At 36.2% G+C, this 17961-nt stretch carries 18 protein-coding genes; 11 read left to right on the top strand and 7 right to left on the bottom strand.

What is annotated here, in order from left to right:
• Positions 1-37 precede the first annotated feature (37 nt).
• Entirely contained in the window at positions 38-1219 is a 1182-nt protein-coding gene (porV, locus tag GJU39_RS00090) for a type IX secretion system outer membrane channel protein PorV (protein WP_154278627.1), read from the bottom strand.
• Between the two features lie 1551 nt (positions 1220-2770).
• Here porV and GJU39_RS24245 point away from each other — a divergent pair.
• On the top strand, positions 2771-3016 hold the full coding sequence (locus GJU39_RS24245) for a 2Fe-2S iron-sulfur cluster binding domain-containing protein (protein WP_378981204.1): 246 nt from the start codon (positions 2771-2773) through the stop codon (positions 3014-3016).
• Between the two features lie 96 nt (positions 3017-3112).
• Here the strand turns inward: GJU39_RS24245 and GJU39_RS00075 are convergent, their stop codons facing one another.
• The gene (locus tag GJU39_RS00075; RefSeq protein ID WP_154278624.1) at positions 3113-3463 is read right to left on the bottom strand and encodes a nuclear transport factor 2 family protein; all 351 of its coding nucleotides are present in this window, start codon (positions 3461-3463) and stop codon (positions 3113-3115) included.
• Between the two features lie 472 nt (positions 3464-3935).
• On the bottom strand, positions 3936-4940 hold the full coding sequence (locus GJU39_RS00070; RefSeq protein ID WP_154278622.1) for a hypothetical protein: 1005 nt from the start codon (positions 4938-4940) through the stop codon (positions 3936-3938).
• A gap of 101 nt (positions 4941-5041) precedes the next feature.
• Between GJU39_RS00070 and GJU39_RS00065 the strand changes: the two genes are divergently transcribed.
• From GJU39_RS00065 to GJU39_RS00055, 3 genes are all read left to right on the top strand, one after another.
• Positions 5042-5608: a TetR/AcrR family transcriptional regulator gene (locus GJU39_RS00065; RefSeq protein ID WP_154278621.1), complete on the top strand. Its 567-nt coding sequence runs from the start codon at positions 5042-5044 to the stop codon at positions 5606-5608.
• Positions 5609-6529: 921 nt separating this feature from the next.
• Positions 6530-7645, top strand: a complete 1116-nt coding sequence (locus GJU39_RS00060) for an acyltransferase family protein (RefSeq protein ID WP_154278619.1) — start codon at positions 6530-6532, stop codon at positions 7643-7645.
• A 140-nt stretch (positions 7646-7785) separates the two neighbouring features.
• The gene (locus GJU39_RS00055; RefSeq protein ID WP_342448161.1) at positions 7786-7992 is read left to right on the top strand and encodes a hypothetical protein; all 207 of its coding nucleotides are present in this window, start codon (positions 7786-7788) and stop codon (positions 7990-7992) included.
• A 79-nt stretch (positions 7993-8071) separates the two neighbouring features.
• On the opposite strand, the gene GJU39_RS00050 is transcribed toward GJU39_RS00055, so the two are convergent.
• Positions 8072-8581: a hypothetical protein gene (locus GJU39_RS00050; protein WP_154278617.1), complete on the bottom strand. Its 510-nt coding sequence runs from the start codon at positions 8579-8581 to the stop codon at positions 8072-8074.
• A 67-nt stretch (positions 8582-8648) separates the two neighbouring features.
• Entirely contained in the window at positions 8649-9065 is a 417-nt protein-coding gene (locus tag GJU39_RS00045; protein WP_209437567.1) for a lysozyme inhibitor LprI family protein, read from the bottom strand.
• A gap of 557 nt (positions 9066-9622) precedes the next feature.
• Between GJU39_RS00045 and GJU39_RS00040 the strand changes: the two genes are divergently transcribed.
• The gene (locus GJU39_RS00040) at positions 9623-11044 is read left to right on the top strand and encodes an amidohydrolase family protein (protein ID WP_154278615.1); all 1422 of its coding nucleotides are present in this window, start codon (positions 9623-9625) and stop codon (positions 11042-11044) included.
• 110 nt (positions 11045-11154) lie between these two features.
• The gene (locus tag GJU39_RS00035; RefSeq protein WP_154278614.1) at positions 11155-11748 is read left to right on the top strand and encodes a hypothetical protein; all 594 of its coding nucleotides are present in this window, start codon (positions 11155-11157) and stop codon (positions 11746-11748) included.
• A 339-nt stretch (positions 11749-12087) separates the two neighbouring features.
• Here GJU39_RS00035 and GJU39_RS00030 read toward each other — a convergent pair whose 3' ends face one another.
• A complete protein-coding gene (locus tag GJU39_RS00030) occupies positions 12088-12951 on the bottom strand; it encodes a hypothetical protein (protein ID WP_154278612.1) in 864 nt (287 codons plus the stop codon).
• Positions 12952-13206: 255 nt separating this feature from the next.
• On the opposite strand from GJU39_RS00030, the gene GJU39_RS00025 reads away from it, so the two are divergent.
• From GJU39_RS00025 to GJU39_RS00010, 5 genes are all read left to right on the top strand, one after another.
• Entirely contained in the window at positions 13207-13569 is a 363-nt protein-coding gene (locus tag GJU39_RS00025) for a nuclear transport factor 2 family protein (protein ID WP_154278610.1), read from the top strand.
• 58 nt (positions 13570-13627) lie between these two features.
• Complete coding sequence (locus GJU39_RS00020) at positions 13628-14032, top strand: VOC family protein (RefSeq protein ID WP_154278609.1); 405 nt, start codon at positions 13628-13630, stop codon at positions 14030-14032.
• A 361-nt stretch (positions 14033-14393) separates the two neighbouring features.
• Positions 14394-14603, top strand: coding sequence for a DUF7695 domain-containing protein (locus GJU39_RS24415; protein ID WP_449301883.1), 210 nt, complete (start codon positions 14394-14396; stop codon positions 14601-14603).
• 386 nt (positions 14604-14989) lie between these two features.
• Positions 14990-15850 carry an NAD-dependent epimerase/dehydratase family protein gene (locus GJU39_RS00015; protein ID WP_154278607.1) on the top strand — a complete coding sequence of 287 codons (861 nt, stop codon included), beginning with the start codon at positions 14990-14992 and terminating at the stop codon, positions 15848-15850.
• Positions 15851-16327: 477 nt separating this feature from the next.
• Positions 16328-16984, top strand: coding sequence for a hypothetical protein (locus GJU39_RS00010; RefSeq protein ID WP_154278606.1), 657 nt, complete (start codon positions 16328-16330; stop codon positions 16982-16984).
• Between the two features lie 58 nt (positions 16985-17042).
• On the opposite strand, the gene map is transcribed toward GJU39_RS00010, so the two are convergent.
• Complete coding sequence (map, locus tag GJU39_RS00005) at positions 17043-17801, bottom strand: type I methionyl aminopeptidase (RefSeq protein ID WP_154278605.1); 759 nt, start codon at positions 17799-17801, stop codon at positions 17043-17045.
• Positions 17802-17961: the final 160 nt, after the last annotated feature.

Below are 17961 nucleotides of genomic sequence, written 5' to 3'. Positions count from 1 at the left end.
TCTACCTGCATGCTCTTAGTTTAGGCATGCCCAGGATTTATTGTCCAAAGTTATAATGCAGCGAGAAGCGCAGTGTATTGGCAAGTGGGTTTTTCTGTACCGCAGCAATCACATAGGCGAAGTTTAGCTGAAAAGATTCATAAGTTAAACCCACTCCTGCGGTAGCGTAACGGCGGTTGCCTTTCTCAGGATTTTCGTAGAAATAACCTGCCCTCAGGGCAAACTTACGGCGGTATGCATATTCTATACCTGTAGCATAACTTAGTTCTTTGAGTTCTTCGCTAGCGCCCCCCGGTGCATCATTGAAAGAGCTGAAAATACTTGCAGGTACGGATCGGTTTGGATCTTTGCCTGCAATGATTACGTTATTACGATCATAGACAGGTTGTGTAGGAACCAGCAGTTTATTGATGTCCAGCGCGAAGGTCAGTTGGTTATCATCATCCATTAGGAATGTGGCGGCAGCGCCGATTTTAAGATTTGCAGGCAGAAAATAACTTGCACTTTCTGCTGCGTAGCTCATTTTGGTTCCTATGTTAGAAATATCTATTCCGCCTGAAACAATTGCGTCTCTTCCGAATAGTACAGTAGGCGTTTTGTAATAGGCGGAAACATCTGCAGCCAAAGCCTGCCCTGGTTTTGTTTGCTGGCCAGCAACAAACTGGCCTGAGAGCAGGTTGGAGTAAATATACCGCACTGCAGTGCCTAGCGAAAAATGATCACCATATCTCTTCGCGTAAGTGAAATCTACTGCCATTTCATTTGGATTAGAAGTACCCAGTTGCTGGAAATTCACATCGTTAATTTCAATGGCTCCGTAACTCAGGTATCTTAAAGACATTCCAACGGCACTGTTACGATTTGGCTTATAATAACCGCTGATGTAACCCAGATGCACATTAGGTACCAGACTCCTTAACCAGGGACTGTAAGACACAGCTACACCTAAATCGGGTTCCAGAAAAGCAAGCTTGGAAGGATTGATACTCATGGCATTTGCATCAGGCTGGACGGCCACTCCTGCATCGCCCATGGCCCCCGCCCTTGCATCGGGCGTAATCAGCAGAAAAGGCACAGCGGTAATGATGTTACTATTTCCGCTTCCGTTGGCCTTCACTCCGGGCTGTACGTTCTGGGCGTCAGCAGTTGCGGAGAATAGTGTACAGGCGATAATTATACAAACTATTCTGCTGTAAAAATATGCGTAGATAATCTTCATGCATGTTATGATATAATTTAGACTAATTTCTGCATAAAGATGCTGTTATGGCTTATAAACCGTTTGTTCAATTTGTTCATTCACGCAAGAAGATATGGTCCCACAAAATATGGATAGCTCCCGCAGGAACCTGGTTATGGTATATAGGAATTTCCATGAAGACAAAACAAGCTTAGAAGGGATTTTTTTCTTGTGACTGATGATCGGAATACCTAAAGTTTTCTGGGTTTTCTTTAGAAGATTTTGATTTTTTCGCCTTGCCGGACGGGTAAATCTGAGTTCCCGGGGCATTTAGTGGCAGAATTTGTCAGAGTCATCAAACCAAAAAGCAGCCAAATGACTGCTTTTCAGTAAGTTAATTTTAATGTGGAGAATATCGGATTGAAAAATTCGCCTAATATTTCTCCGTAGATGCCTTTTTGATACTCTGAGAGGGGTTTTACTTTTCTCATTTCGCTATTTTTAGGGGGTAATTGGCAGACTTTTGTCAGACTTTTCACCCTTAATTTCTATTTTAAAATTAAGAAAAAACATCCTCTTTTGCAAACGGAAAGCAGTTTATTAACCATTACTTTTTATCTTCTAGAAAATTAAACTGTCAGACTTTTCGTTAAAAGCTTAAAAAGTCCATTGTTAAAGATTGTTAAACTCTTGTTAATAAGTGAATTAAGTAATAGTATAATATTGTCATTCGAAGTCATTAACCAAACTTTTCCAAAAAGAACCTTATTTTAATACTGTTTAACTGGAATATTTAACTTTCATCTCCAGATTTTTGCTATAAAGATTTGATTAACTTAGTCTTGTCAACTCCCTACAAGATTAAATAGTTTGAATGAATATTTGTAAAATATCGATGTTTTCCTCAACAAGCAGACGGCATATCATTGGAATTTGATCAACATCTTCATACTTAATCTTGATATTATCTTCCAAATTGTCTTGTAACTCAAAGAAAGATTGCAATAACTTAATATAATACGAACGTAGGCCCAATCAGCACTTAAAGCCAGGCGATAATTTAGCACTACGTGGCCAATCCGGGACTTTCTATGTTGTACCAGAACCTGCAGCAAGCAAAGTGTTTATATTAATAGCAAGCGGAAGAGGCGTCACTCCTATGATGAGAATTGCTCAAATAGTGTTAGCAACTGAGCAGACACTACAATAACCGTACTATATGGTAACAGGAGGTGGGAAGACGTAATCTTTACCCAAGGTTGGGTGGATCTTTGCGACACCTTTCCTGACCACCTTGTGGTCAAACATATGCTATCGGCACCTCATACTGGTTGGACAGGAGGTATCGGCATGCTGGACGAGTCATCTACCCGGCGTGAGCTTGAGACTCTGGCCCCTTCCTAAAACGCACATTTCTACGTATGCGGCTCTGAGCATATGATGGATGGTGTGACAGCTGCCTTATCGAGTTTGGAGATTAGCATTGACAGGATCAATACCGAAACGATTTGGGCAGGTTAGCCCACCGGCGATAAGCGGGGAAATACAACCACAGATTTCTCAGGTATTGACTATTATTAAAAAAGGTGAATCTTCAAAGAAACCACAGTAGCGGTACGTCAAATGTTGCTCCTAGCCAGCCTAAATTCAAAGTTATCCGTACCATTTTCTTGTGGTATGAGCAATTGTGGTAAATGCCGGGTTAAAGTAGTTGCTGGCCAGATAAACATGAGCGAACCTAATGCCTTACTGATAGCGACCGTAATCTGGGCTACATTCTTACCTGTGATGCCCGGCCTGTTACGCCTATCAAAATTGAATTCGAGGAATAACTGAATTTATGGTCAAATCAAACTTTAGACAGAGTTCATTAGCAGTTCTTAACATAAAATTTTGATTTAACCATAAACTGAACAGGCAAGTATTTAATCTTTATTTTGTTTCTATGATAAAGGCTTTTAATTCGGCCATCTTACCTTCACTAAATCTCCAAACATCACAATATAAATAATTGGTTATTTTTCCATCACTATCCTTCAAGCTGATTTTTCCGACTGCGGTAACAAAATCACCTTCACCAATTAGGTTGTCGACTTTGAACTTTGGTGGCTCCACGTAGGTTTTCGCCATATATTGGCGAACAGCTTCTTTCCCTTGCAAAGTTTGGTCCCCGATAAATGTCCATATCGTATTCTCCGAACAAAAAGAAAGAAACACTTCGTAATCTCCACCTGTGATAGCCGCGTTTGCTTTTTTTAAAATTTCTTTGTTGTTTTCAATCATAATATTATTAATTTTTTTTTATCTACTTGTTTTTTTTTTACAAAAAAGTCCACTGCTCTTTTTCAAACACTGAATCGGCTATTTTAGGTTTAATAAATTTACCGCTAACCATCGTGTTCACTGTATTCCCGACACTTGTCAAGGCAGAACTTATTTTGGTTCTTGTTACTATAACTTGCCATAAATAGTGCTATAAAACCGAACGATGTCTCAATATTCATAATGTTGTTTTTAATAGGTACGGGTAACATTTATAATAATTGTAATGGAAAGCTTATGATCTATGCTCCATCACCATATAAGGGCCTCACTATGCACATAGCCTTTGTTTTTTATTCTTAAAAGATACATTTTTTGAAATTATGCCAAAGTTTTGCTGTTGAGGTGGCTTAAAAATCGCTTCACTTAATTTTAAATTATTAAGATAACTCACTAAAATTTATGTGATTACGGTCATCAATAGCGTTTGATCTTAGCCAGCATCTTCAATAATAGTAATTCCAAACGCCCTCAAACGGCTTATAATATTGTCTGTAGATACAATTGTTTCTGGAAGGTATAAACCTCCTTGTTGTGGATCAGGTTGACCGTTAAGGCCGAATATGGCTTCAGTTATTAAAAATACACCAACAGCAGTTAGATGAGAATTTCCTTTTGGTCCAGACACTATCGAGCGTAATTTTTTTGGCTGACCAGATAACAAAACACCTTCGATATCAATGTACAAATCATGGGAGGCTTCTAAACCTTGACTGCTTCCGATAGATTTTCCTTTGACAAAATCAAACCGAACATTTGCAGCACTGGTGAAAGCAGCAATGCTGGGAACATCAAGAGTACCCATAGGATAACCCGTTGCTGGTGTCTGATCGTATAAATAGATTTCCCTTGCATTTTCTTTTGAGTCAACAAGCTGCCATTTACCTGCCTCACGAAGTAATGCCTGTCCAATAAATGCATTTACCTCATTTGCTACCAGTGGTCCTATAGGGTCTCGCTCGTCGTACAATCCAGCTGTTTCTATCCGTGTAATGTGACTGAATTTATTTGCAAGTTGTTTTGTAATCAGGGTCAATATTCCTCCCTGCCAATGACCTGCAAATACAATTGGGGCTGAAATTGACTTATGCAGGCCAAGAAATGCTGTTGGGGAAATTTCATCAGCAACTTCAGAAACCGTAATATTCGCAATCCCGTTTAAAATGGCGGTTTCTCTTAAAATATTTCTGTGATCCTCCATTGCAGTTATGATAAGATCAATTTTTCCATAATCACTTAAATTGAAACCTTCATTCAAATCAAGGTGGGCGGTTTCTGCATGATTTAATTCTTTTGCTAATCCTTCGCCATTTTTAGGATTTCTGCCAGCTAGAATAAGTTCAATTGCATTGTACTTTTCCCTGATCAGGCGTGCAATGTGACTTCCCACCAGGCCATATCCGCCAACAATTAAAATACGCTTTTCCTGTAATTCCATAATAATATGTCTAAATTTAATTAGGTCAAATGACCTATACAAATATAGGTCATTTGACCTAGGTTAAGTCATTTAATTGTTTTAATTTTACTTTTATTAAGATGGACAAGAAAGAGGAGCGACTAAATCATATTTTAAAGGCAACCATTACGATACTTAGTGAAGAAGGAGCTGAAAAACTTTCTATGCGGAAGGTAGCCAAGAATGCAAATTTGTCTTTAAGTAATCTCCAGTATTATTATAAAGATAAAGACCTGTTATTGATCGCCACGGTAAAGTATTATTTCGAAAGCTGTCAGGAGGAAGTCACACAGGCTATAGCCCTTTTAACAGCCGAGCGCATGCCGTCAACAGAAGTTTTTTTACGGAAATTGTTGAACATGCTATTGTTAGAAGGTAAATCCAATGACCAGGTATTAATGTTTCAAGAAATATGGACCTTATCTGCAAGGAATGAAGAGCTTGAACGGGCAGTAGAAACGTATTATAAAAACTACTGTACTTGGTTAATAGATCTGATTTCTAAGTTTTCTAAGGAGCCTGAGGTTATTGTAAGTTTGCTTATTCCATTTATAGAAGGTTATACAATTGTTAATAATGTTATCCCCCTGGATAAAGAAAGAATAATTCAGATGATGGTAAAACTAATTTCAAGCATGGATAAATAAATTTTCCATAGATGGATTTGTAGAGTCATATGATTTTTTAAAGAGAAAATTTGTGGCTGAGCATCGGAAATTACTATTCTTTTCCAAGAATATACTAATCAACTATTTAGTTAGTCTAATTAGATTAAAGGATTTATTTTAATACATGTTAATTTAAGATTGAAGGCTAGATCAGATCAAATATCACACAAAAGGGTTATAAGCAACTTTGGTATTTATGCAGGTATAACAATGCTCCGAAACGAAACAACATACATTTTCAATCCTAACATTCAGCTAAGGTTTACTTCTTTGTTAATTTTTTTCAATCATGTAGTTTTATCAGGCATATTCTTCTATTTAAACGACGTCATTTTTAACATTCCACTATTTTTTTTTCTAGTAATATCTATTTCAACATCTGTTATGATATTCCTGAAAGTCTTCACAAGATTATCATAAGCAAGAGCGAAAGAACTATCAGTATGATTAGTATTTTATTGCAAGTCAAAATTTCGACTTATACTTTGATGGGAACTTGTAGTCACGTGAAATCTGACTTCATATTTGCACGTAACTGGCCTAAAAAAACATTCTATTTGAACCAGAACGATTGATAGCCTTTATTTTTACCGCAAGCATTTTAGGAGTTTACAGAATATATAGATAATGTAGAATTCCAATCTAATAAAAATATATAGCTAAGTGTACATTGAGTTTGTCTCACAAAACGAAGGTATGATGCGCAACTATGTTTCTTTGGGTTTGAATTTTAATGAAATGCTCATTACGAAAAAGAGAAAAAAGATCTAGAAAAACCAGAGAATAATTATAATCCAATACAACAGGAAATATTTCGAGCGTTGCCAAATTAGAATTATTATTCAATCGGATGATGGAATGTAGGCTTTTTTCAACAAATTGCAATTTTTATAGCCGTACATGAAATCTCAATTAACTAATGAGTTGTCCTCAAAGCCACACTACCCAATACTGGATGGCCTTCGCGGTATTGCCGCCATCATTGTTGTAACATTTCATATTGCAGAGCCATTTTCAACAGGTAATTTGGATAAATTAGTCAATCACGGTTATTTGGCTGTTGATTTTTTCTTCCTGTTATCAGGCTTTGTGATTGGTTATGCATATGATGATCGCTGGCAAAAAACAACGGTAGGAACTTTTTTCAAACGCCGTATTGAACGTCTTCAACCAATGGTAGTGCTGGGTATGACCCTTGGAGCTATTGGATTCTATTTTACAGATTCTAACTTATGGCCACTGATTCATACCGTTCCCGTGTGGAAGGTGCTGCTGGTCACGTTGATAGGTTATACAATTCTGCCAGTACCGTTATCCCTTGATATCCGTGGCTGGCAAGAGATGCACCCGCTTAATAGCGTGGGCTGGTCGTTATTCTTCGAATACATTGCGAACATTTTATATGCAGTCTGGATTAGGAAATTTTCTACTTTGGCCTTGAGTATATTGGTAGGTATAGCTTCTATTGCACTTGTACATCTGGCAGTCACCAACGGCGACGTTAGTGGTGGGTGGACGCTAAATGTAGAGCAGGTACGGATTGGATTTACCCGTACCATGTACCCGTTCTTTGCTGGCCTGTTATTGTCACGCATTGCAAAGCCGACTCAAATTAAGAATGCCTTCACATGGTGCAGCCTTTTAGTAGCTATTATACTTTACATGCCGCGAATCGGCGGTGCTGAATATTTATGGCTGAACGGCATATACGACGCTGTTTGCATTATCATCGTATTTCCACTTATCGTTTATCTTGGCGCCAGTGGCGTGATGCAATCTCAAAAAGAAAATAGGATATGCAAATTTTTAGGTAAAATATCCTATCCGCTCTACATGGTACATTATCCGTTGGTATACTTTTACGTTGCCTGGATCAGCAATAATAAAGGAATAACCATGGGACAAGCCTGGCCTTATGCATTACTTATTTTAATAGGCGGTATTATTTTGGCTTATATATCATTGAAATGGTATGACGAGCCCGTTCGTAAATGGTTGAGGAAAAAGCTAGCTTAATTTGAAAAGCCATCTCCCTATATCAAAGCATATCAATAGACAGTCGAACTTGATAGGCCAATAGATTTTCATTATGAATACTTTGTCTCAAAAAACGAACGTTCTAGTAATTCAATTTCAACTTAGCTACGAAAGACCGGATTACATTCTATTCCTCTCCCGATTTAAAAAAATGGATCAAGAAGAGTGAGTTTGGTAAAAAGCTGGGTGCCCATGGTGGCATTTGTGAATGTCCTGACTTATTTCTGCATCAACATAATGGTGAAAATCACTGGGTTCTTTTAGTGAACATTAACCCGGGTGAGCCAAGGCGGTTCAGCCACACGATATTTTACAGGCGATTTTAATGGAGATACATTTAAGCCAGATTGCGCAAAGTAAAAATGGATAATATTTACATTAATGTGCTAGAAAACATCTCTCATCTTATTTGCAGTAGTAAGCTTCGAAGTGCCCTTTAAAATCAATATTCTGTTCCGGCCATTTCACATTAACTTGGCCGATCACCTTATCCCCTGTGATAGAACTGATGATGATAATGGTTTGTTCTGAAGAGAATAATGAACCATTCTGTCCGCTTGGATCGCCCGGGTCATTAACTAGGATATAGGTATCATTGCCCGAAAAAGTACCTATCTTTTTAGGCACCGTCAGGCGTATCGAAAAATCACTCAATGGTGAACTACATGCTTTGGATCCATCTCCTGCTATGTATATACTGAACAAGTCTTCGGGGCGGTAGTTGTTCATACCAAATTTTGTATAGCGCTCCAGTATAACTTTTGCCGTAAAAGACGATCCGTATAACTTACCTGTAACTACCGGCGGCACATCTGTTTCAGGTCGGGGTTGATCTTCCTTTTTCTTACAGCAAATGAATATACTTATCAGTAAGATTAGACTAAAGAATCGTTTTAGGAGCTGATAAAAAGTCATTGTTATTGGGTAAAAGTATAGGGAATTTATATGATTAATTAATGCATCATTGAAAGATCAGAATGTGCTATGATTTCATCCTAACCGAGCCCAAGCAAACTTCACCTTCTTCGATTCCGGTAACCCATATATTTAAAAATTTTATCCGGTCTTTAGTCAGCGTTTCTAGGTATATCGATTCGCACATGGGAGCTACCGAACCATAGGTTCCGCTGTCAGGGTATTTTGCGGCCAGTTCTGCATCACGAAGTTGGATCCAGAGCCGCTGTGCATTCCTGAATTTTTTAATGAAAGTTGTTTCCCTGGAATAGCTTTTCAGGATCTTTTGGTATACGACATTTAGTTCCGCATCTGCCTTTTTAAAGTCCGAATAGGCCTTGATATTCATGGCGGTTTGCGACTGTGCAAAACTCGGAGCGATAAAGAGCATAGTCATGACGACAAAAGCGAATAGGAAAATCTGGGATTGGTACAGCTTTTTCATGGGTTTGATTATGGTATTTGCAATCTAAACCATTGAAAGATTCTTTTGTTTGAGCAACTTGTTCACCGTGCTTGGACACATCAGTACATTTGACCCGTGCTCGCCAATTTTACAATATAAAGCCAATCAAAAACTTACAACAAAGCTATTGCGGGTGAGGCGGGGGTCAATTTATCCAGGTTTATCCATCACCTCCGATATTTTGAATTCAGGAAGTCATCCATCCCCTAATGTATATTTTTCTTTAGCTGTAAGTTTGTAGGCGCTAGTTAAGACAGATAGACAAATGTCTTAGAAAACGAAGAAATTTAAAAAATAAATGAAATGAAGATCTTAATGTTTATTTTAAGAATGGTATTAGGGGTGAAAATGCTGACCTTTATATTTTACCTACCTTTAAACTTAAATCCCTAATGCTAAACAAGTTGTTAAAAGGTCCTTGAATTACCTGAAAACGTAGTAGACGTGTTGATAGGTAAAAAATTCGTGTAATTGTAACAATACAATTTTAGAAGTTTCCAGCAAAAATGCTTCTAATACATAAATTAAATAGAAATATGCAATACAAACATTTACTTCGTTATTTTCTGTTACTACCCTTTCTCATAATCGTTAATGGTTGCACATCACTAAATGCAGGGCTTAAAAAATATCCTCAAAAGAAATTTGTTATAAAAAATGTGAATGTCATACCCATGGTTAACAGAGGTGAGGTGTTGCTAAATGCTACAGTAATAATTGAAAATAGAATAATTGTTTCAATCAATGGGCATATTCCAAATGATGCCCATGTAATCAATGGTAAAGGGAAATGGCTAATTCCAGGGCTTGTAGACATGCATGTTCATGTACCAACTGATGGCACCTTTAATAACACGTATCCGACACGAGCTGCTGCAATTTTCACTAGCACACAAGATGTCATGACGCCCTTTATTGCTAACGGTGTAACGACAATCTTTTCGCTAAATAGTGTTGTTGGAAATTTCGGGCAACGAAATGAAATCATAAGAGGAGACGTGATAGGCCCACGTATGGCGCTGGCCGCGATGATAAATGGAGGAAATGAGGTTGGTACAGCAAATACGCCTTCAGATGGACGTCAATCTGTTCGATTTGCAAAAGCAGAAGGATATGAGTTCATCAAGGTTTATTCAAGCCTTAATACAAAAACTTACAAAGCAATAGTTGATGAAGCTCATATGCAAGGAATGAAAGTCATCGGTCATATTCCTAACGAATTTAAAAATAAAATAGAAGAAGCTTTTGTACCCTATTTTGGCATGGTTGCACATGCTGAAGAATATGCTAAGCAAAGTGAAGATTTCAGCTACCATGATGCCCAGCGTTTTGCGAAGCTTGCCAAACAAAATGGGACTTGGCTTTCACCAACTTTAATAGTGATATCAAAGATTGCCGAACAAACCCGAACCCTCGATAGTATTCGTAATCTGGTGAGTTTGCAATACGTACACCCACTTCTCCAAAATAAGTGGTTAACTGCGAACAAGTATAATATTGGGACAAGTTCAGAGCGTGTAATTCGTCTCGAAAAAATTGTAGAATTTAACAATCAATTGGTGAAAGCTTTCAAGGAAACAGGCGTTCCTATAGTAGCCGGTACAGACGCAGGAAGCTCTGGTGTGATTGCGGGATTTTCGCTTCATGACGAATTGGAACTTTTGGTCAAAGCAGGACTAACTACGGAAGAAGCATTAGTTTCAGCAACGAGGCAACCAGCGACCTGGCTTGGTATAGAGAGCAAAATTGGAACTGTTGAATCGGGGAAGTTCGCAGACCTGGTTTTGCTTGATGGGAATCCGCTCGAAAGCATAAAAAATACACGAAGTATCTTTGGTGTCTTTGTAGACGGTCGATGGCTTGACAAATCCCATATAAAAGGAATGCTATCCGATCTTTCAAAGCGCAATCTTGCCTCTAAGGATAAATATGAATGGAGTAAACGAGGAGAATATTAGCCAAACTAAAAATCACAAACTGCAATTTTAATAGACTTGAGATTTTTCCTAATAGGATAATGTCTCAACAAACGAACTGTATGTTCTTTATAATTAACTCTATCATAATTATGAAAAAGCTTCACAAGAAGGTTGTCTATCTATTCGCATTTTTTTTACAATTGAATTTAGCAGTTTTTGGCCAAAATCCTAATGGTGCTACATCACAGTTACAAATTCAAAGAGTTGATTTAAAAGACTCTATCTTAATTCAGGAAATTAAAAAGTTTATCCAATCAGAAATTGTAAAAGAAAAAGGGTTTAAAGTTGTTGGATACATAACGATATCGAAGATAAGAAATTCTGCAAACGATATTATCAAGAGATATCACATCAATAAAAATTATGTTAATTTCGACGAGCTTAAAAACGACTCCCAATTTCCACTTTTTTATAGTTACGTGGATAGCAAAATCATTTTGCTTAAAGGAGAAATCGAAAGCTTTGTAGATAAAAAATTTTCAAACAGGAGTAAAAAACATTTCCAACGGATTATTGAGCCGTTCTTATATAAAGTCAAGTTGATGCAAGCTCCAAGCATAGATGGAAAATCAAAAAAGAAAACGCCACATCGAGAAGGCGAACGTATTCAATTACATGGGGGCATTGATGTTTCAATTTTTATAAATGGAAGAGTAGAGGTTATGCCATCCAAATTTTATTGACCCTTGAAAACAGCAATTTATTACCAGTTCCATGTCTCAAAAAACGAAGGTATTATCCCATAATGAATATCTTTATTTAACCTATAATTGCCCAAGCACCAAATCAACAAAGAAAAAACTATCTATAAAAATCAGAGAGATTTGATACTACATCTGTTAAATGATGACTTTTTACTCATTGAGGCATTATAGTGTTAGTACCTCAATATTCGGTATTGTTTGGAATATTTCTTGCATAAACTTTCTATGGTTGGCTCCCACCATGACAACTACACGTTTAGCATGAATTTCATTAGCTCTACTCACAATATTCATACACATTCCTTCATTCCGCTTTTTTCACCAATGAATTTGAGATAATATCTCTTCTTTTGGAAAGTTTTTAAAATTATAAAGTTCATTAAAATAAAAATCCCCAGATGCTAATATATCTGCGGCCTCATCAGTGTTTAACCATTCTGTAAATACATCCGAAGACCTTTCGATCTCCTGGTATTTCTTAAAACCTTTATCTCTTCTATCTAATAGATTAGCTATAGCGTTATAACCGATTGTCAGCGTATCTTTTCGAAATGCTTCAAATTTATCATGGAAAGCTATTGCAGAGGCCATCCAATTCAAATCATAATCCTGGCAATCCATCGACAACAGTCTCGTTATCCCAAACTCTTTCATCATAGGAAATGCTATAAAAGCATACTCTGAACTAGCAAGTCTTTTCATACTCCTTCCGGAAACATCTTGCTTTGGACAAAGTAAACTGTCAACGTATTTCTCCAGCTTACTATCTGCTGACTTATTTAAATGGTCATATACCTGCCAATATAAATAATGGCCATTGGCGGCATCCTGAGCCAGGTAATAGGCATGAGCAAGATCTGATTTAAGATAGAAATTATCATTGTTTCGTTCTGAAATTACCTTTAGACTATCGATAACCCTATTAATCTTGTCTAATGGAATATGCCTGGTAGAACGTAATTTTTTCAATCTTTTGAGATTATCAGCTTTACACCAATAATCCATCAGGGTTGCTTCATCTTGTGGACTAACAAACTCTCCGAAAAAAGCGCTTGGCTTAAATGCCCGTATTCTTTGATGAATATTTGAAAAATTTTGGTCCTGAGATTTGCTGTAATCATGAGAAGCTCCAATAAGAAGAATCTCCACCTTCTGCCCAAATCCTTCAGCAAAAATGCCCAATACCAAAAATATAGTGATATAACATCTCATATGTCGTCATTAATTATTACAACTCATGGGCATAAATAAATAGGAAGCCTAGACCTGTAAAGCGATAGCAAGATAATATTATTCTTTTAATTTACTAAATAGGCGTAAGTATGAAAGACGAAAATTACAAGTATTAAGAAGTCAGGCACAATATATTATTTTAATTAAACACCTAATACAAAGGCTATTGAAAAAACATTTCTTATTTCAATTTGTTTATTTTATATGACTACTACAAGAGCACTTATCGCTAAGGTCAACAAGATCTTCGAAGAAAACAAAATGGAGGAATTTATAGAATTCCTTTCGGACGACATCATATGGGAAATGTATAGCTCATCAACTGGGCATACCACATTGAGGGGTAAAGATGAGATTAAAAACATGGATGCTGGAGAGGATATGCCCGAAAGAATGTATTTCAAATTCGGAACAATAATCATCGATGGAGAAATGGCATCCGTAGAGTGTACCAGTACTGGAGAAAGACCTAATGGAAGTCCTTATCAAGGATCATCTTGTGATATCTATCATTTTTCAAATGATAAGATTATTCGCATGACTTCATATGTTATTGATAACGTATAGGGTCTGGGTCATATTAACGTTATTAATTATATAATAAACATCCTTAAACAAATTCATCATGCAAACGTCAATGATATGGGGTAACCTAGCTGTTGAAGATCTAAAAAGAACAAAATCTTTTTATGAGCAATTAGGATTTAAAAGCAATGGATATGATGAAGTCGAAAACCTCGCTAGTTTCAAGTTTGGAGATAATCAGTTCGTAATTAATTTTTTTAAGTCTGATCGCCTTGCCTCTAGTATGAATGGCAATGTCAACTCAACCAGAGATGGTAATGAAGTGATCTTTTCAATGGCAGCTAAGAGTAATGAAGAAGTTGATCAATGGGCTGAACTGGTAAAGTCGTCTAGAGGAACCCTTAATATGGGTCCTAAAATCGATGAAAACGGTTTTTATGTTTGTGTATTTTCCGATCCGGATGGACATAAGTTTAATATAGTTTGTATGGATGAACGAATGTAGATTATTGTCGACATAATAATTAAAAATGTAGACTATAATTTCTACTTGCGATTAGTATTCTCATTTAGCAAAAAGTAATACCAGCGATAAAATTTGCAACTGGCTATAATTGTTTTTATCAATAAAATGCAGATTTTTTAATAAGATTAAGGACTTTCATTAGATATTATTAGCCTCAAAAAACGAAGATTTGAGATTATTGATAAAACCTTAGCGGTTTTACTTATAATATTCCAACCGCTAATTTTTTATTTAGCAATGAATGTCCTTAAAGTTACAATTATGCTAAAAAAAGGTTTTTAGAGATTGCATAAAATGCATACGTACCATATATTTGATACAATAAAAAATCCAGGTAGTAATGGTAAATCTTAAAGCAAATCAGGCAATGTGCAATAATTGCGGAAATACACTAACTAGCCATAGCCAATATGACCTGCAAGTATGTCAATGCGGTTTCATAGCCGTAGATGATGGATTAAATTTAAGAATTATCGAACTGACGATACCGTCAGTTATAACCAATAGTTTATCATCATGCGACAAATCTAATTTTACGATAATGTTTTAATACCATATTCGCCCTTTCTACTGGTAAATTTAACTGCGATAAAAAAACTTAAAATAAACAACAACGAGCTACACCACTTCGCATTATATTACAATTCTAAATTGAAACATCTTACAAAACGAATATTTTGCTGATTCCAGACCACAATGTATTTAGATGCTATAGTATCTTGTTTTAATAAATAAGTGATTAAATTTCCACAAACAAACAAACAGCGACCTGTATCAAAAAACGAAGGTGTGATTCGTTACTGTATTTTTTTTTCAGCCGTAGTTTTATTTAAACGGAAATTATGACAAAGGCAAAAACGATCTCAACAAATCAGGGAATTCTGATAATATGATCATCTACAGGCTTGAAGTGCTTATTCGTATATTTGTAAATATATGAGAGTTCTAGTTACAGGTTCGTCTGGAAAATTAGGTAGCGTTACAGTAAAGCATTTAGCCGATTTTGGTTATATGGTGACCGGCCTAGACATATCAGGTAGTTCAACTACTAATTTAATTGCTGATGTAAAAGATAAAGGCAAAATATTAGAGATTATCCAAAACTTCGATGCAGTTATACACACTGCTGCATTACACGGCAGACATATGGACTTAAACTATTCCAGGGAAGAGTTTGTCGATACCAATATAAAAGGTACATTGAACCTTCTGAATGCATGTGTAGCCAATGGTATAGGCAAATTTCTGTTTACAAGCACCACATCCATTTACGGTAAGTCTCTAGTTGATGATAACGAAGCCGTTTGGGTAAATGAAGAGCTACCTATACAACCGCGTGATATTTATGATATCACCAAGCAATCATGCGAGGAACTATGTCGGGAATTCTTTGAAAAGGAGAAACTAGATGTAACCGTATTTAGGGTCGGCCGTTTTCTTCCTGAACCAGATAACTTAAAGCTAAACCATCGGCTTTATCGCGGTCTTGATGAGCAAGACGGAGCCGATGCATTAAGATTAGCGTTGGAACATAATTTCGAGCAATTCGAAATATTTAATATTTCAAGTGGGTCACCATTTCAAAAAGAAGATCTTATTGAGCTAAAGCACGATGCAGCATGTGTAATAGCTAAATATTACCCAGAGGTAATTGAATTATATGAACGTAATCACTGGACGCTTCCCGAAAGTATTGATCGGGTATACCGTTCAGATAAAGCTATGCAAATGCTTAGCTATCAGCCGAAATTTACTTTTGAATATCTTCTAAAAGAACAAATAAAAGCGTTGAGTTAAAAGTATTATTATGTTATTCACTGAAATACCTGCCCAGGTCATTATCAAAAAATGGTAGATTTTTTAATAACACTAAAGACTTTCAATGAATGTTATTAGTCTCATAAAACGAAGAATAAATATTTTTCAATTTGAATAAGCCTTGATACAAATCCAATAATAACAATATAATGTTCAAACTCACCGAAAACGTAAAGAAGTGGAACAAGTTCTGTTCATATTCGCTCAGCTGATTTCAACCTAATATTTATCGATTAATATGGTAATTATCAATTGGCAAACTGTTGTTAACTTATAAATACGATTCTTAATTTGAATTTAAGAAAAAATGAGTATGTTTAAATGGAATTTTATGAGCCAATAATCGCTTATAAAAGATAATTGAGCTTAAAACCGGAATTGTAATTAATTGAATTGAATTCATAAATTCAGGTTTCATACAATTTATTAAATCATCATCTATTAAAAATAAAAAAAATGAGACTCCTTTTCTTTTGTGCTATTTTTTGTATGGCCACCACTTTCTGTACAAAGGCGCAAACAACTGCCGATATTGTTCAAACCCTTGAACAGAAATATAATTGGTCAAGAGCTAAAATTATAGAAGAAAGTGTCACTCTTAATGGGCCATCAGAGATGTTCACCAGGATTATGTCTGATAAGCGCTCTTTTGACATTTCAACTTTTTCTTATTTAAGTTCATATCTAGGTAAGTATTTTGATAAGGTATACGGCACCAATATATTAAATTCGGCAGAAAAAACATCCGTAAATACCACCGCTGAACAAAAAGCTGCATGTGCTAAAGAAATCTCCAAAATCTCGGGCAAACTGCATATCACATTAAATGCGCAGGGTGTTAAACTAACAGATAATAGCTACGAACTGAGCATGACAACTTTAACTACTATAGGAGAATTCCTGAACCCTGAAAGAGGCGTTGGGGTCTCGTCAGGATGGAGACCTATTGCGAATAAAATTGCTATTACAATCAATACACTAAATAAATCTGGGCAACCTTTAGTTAAGTGGAATAAGGATTTCAGTATTTGCACAATAGATTTGCCTATAGTAGGTGATACTAATTATTCAAGTATAATCTTAGATGGTTTAAAGAAGGGCGGAAAAATTTAACTAGTAAATAACGAATGAACACTAGTAAGTTTTTACCGAAATGCAACAGTAGAACGAATTATATCTTATTCGAGGCAGTAAGAATTATTGGTTTGTTTGATGTAATCAATATGGTATGTTCATGTTGAGCAACAAATCCTCCATTACTTCCTGTAAAAGTCCAACCATCTGATTCCGTTTGAATATTTGTAGACTTGGTAGAAATAAATGTTTCGATGGCCACAACAGAATCTTTCCTGAATCGCCTGTTATCACAACGGTCGTAATAATTCATTATCGCATCAGGCTGCTCATGTAAACTCCTCCCTATCCCATGGCCACCTAAATCTCGGATAACAGTATAACCTGCCTGTTTTGCTTTGGTCTCAATCAGTTTTCCAATGTCAGAAATTTTTACTCCTCCACTAATTTGGGAAATAGCTGCAAGTAATATTTCTTTTGAAGTATCTACCAAATGTTGTAATCCCTGGACATCTTCACCTACAATAAATGAACATCCATTATCAGACCAAAAGCCATTTAACTCTGCAGATACATCAATATTAATGATATCCCCATTTTTTAGAATAATTTTATCAGATGGAACACCATGGGCGAACTCTTCATTAACGCTAATACAGCTATAACCCGGAAAACTATAAGTTTCGAATGGAGCAGATTTTGCACCAAGCGCCTCTAGCAGCTGTCTTCCGTATTCATCCAGCTGTTTTGTAGACATTCCTATTTGAGTATATTCCCTCATCTTAAGTAAAGTTAGCGCAACCGCTTCACTCACTTTTTTCATGCCTTGTAACTCTTCTTCGGTTTTAATAACCATTAATTTAAATTATTTAGTCGTGCAAAGTTGTGGGTATGTAAACTCTGCTTATGGTAAATTTTAGACAAATATTATCCTCAGTCTGCATATACCAATAAATTTGACCCCCTTTCGCCAATTTTAAATTGACCCCCAGAGTTGTTGCTTGAAAAAAGCAGAA

Source organism: Pedobacter petrophilus, from assembly GCF_009674725.1.
Classification (GTDB): Bacteria; Bacteroidota; Bacteroidia; order Sphingobacteriales; family Sphingobacteriaceae; genus Pedobacter; species Pedobacter petrophilus.
Note: the sequence above shows the minus strand (reverse complement) of the source record. Positions and strands in the feature narration are given on the sequence as shown.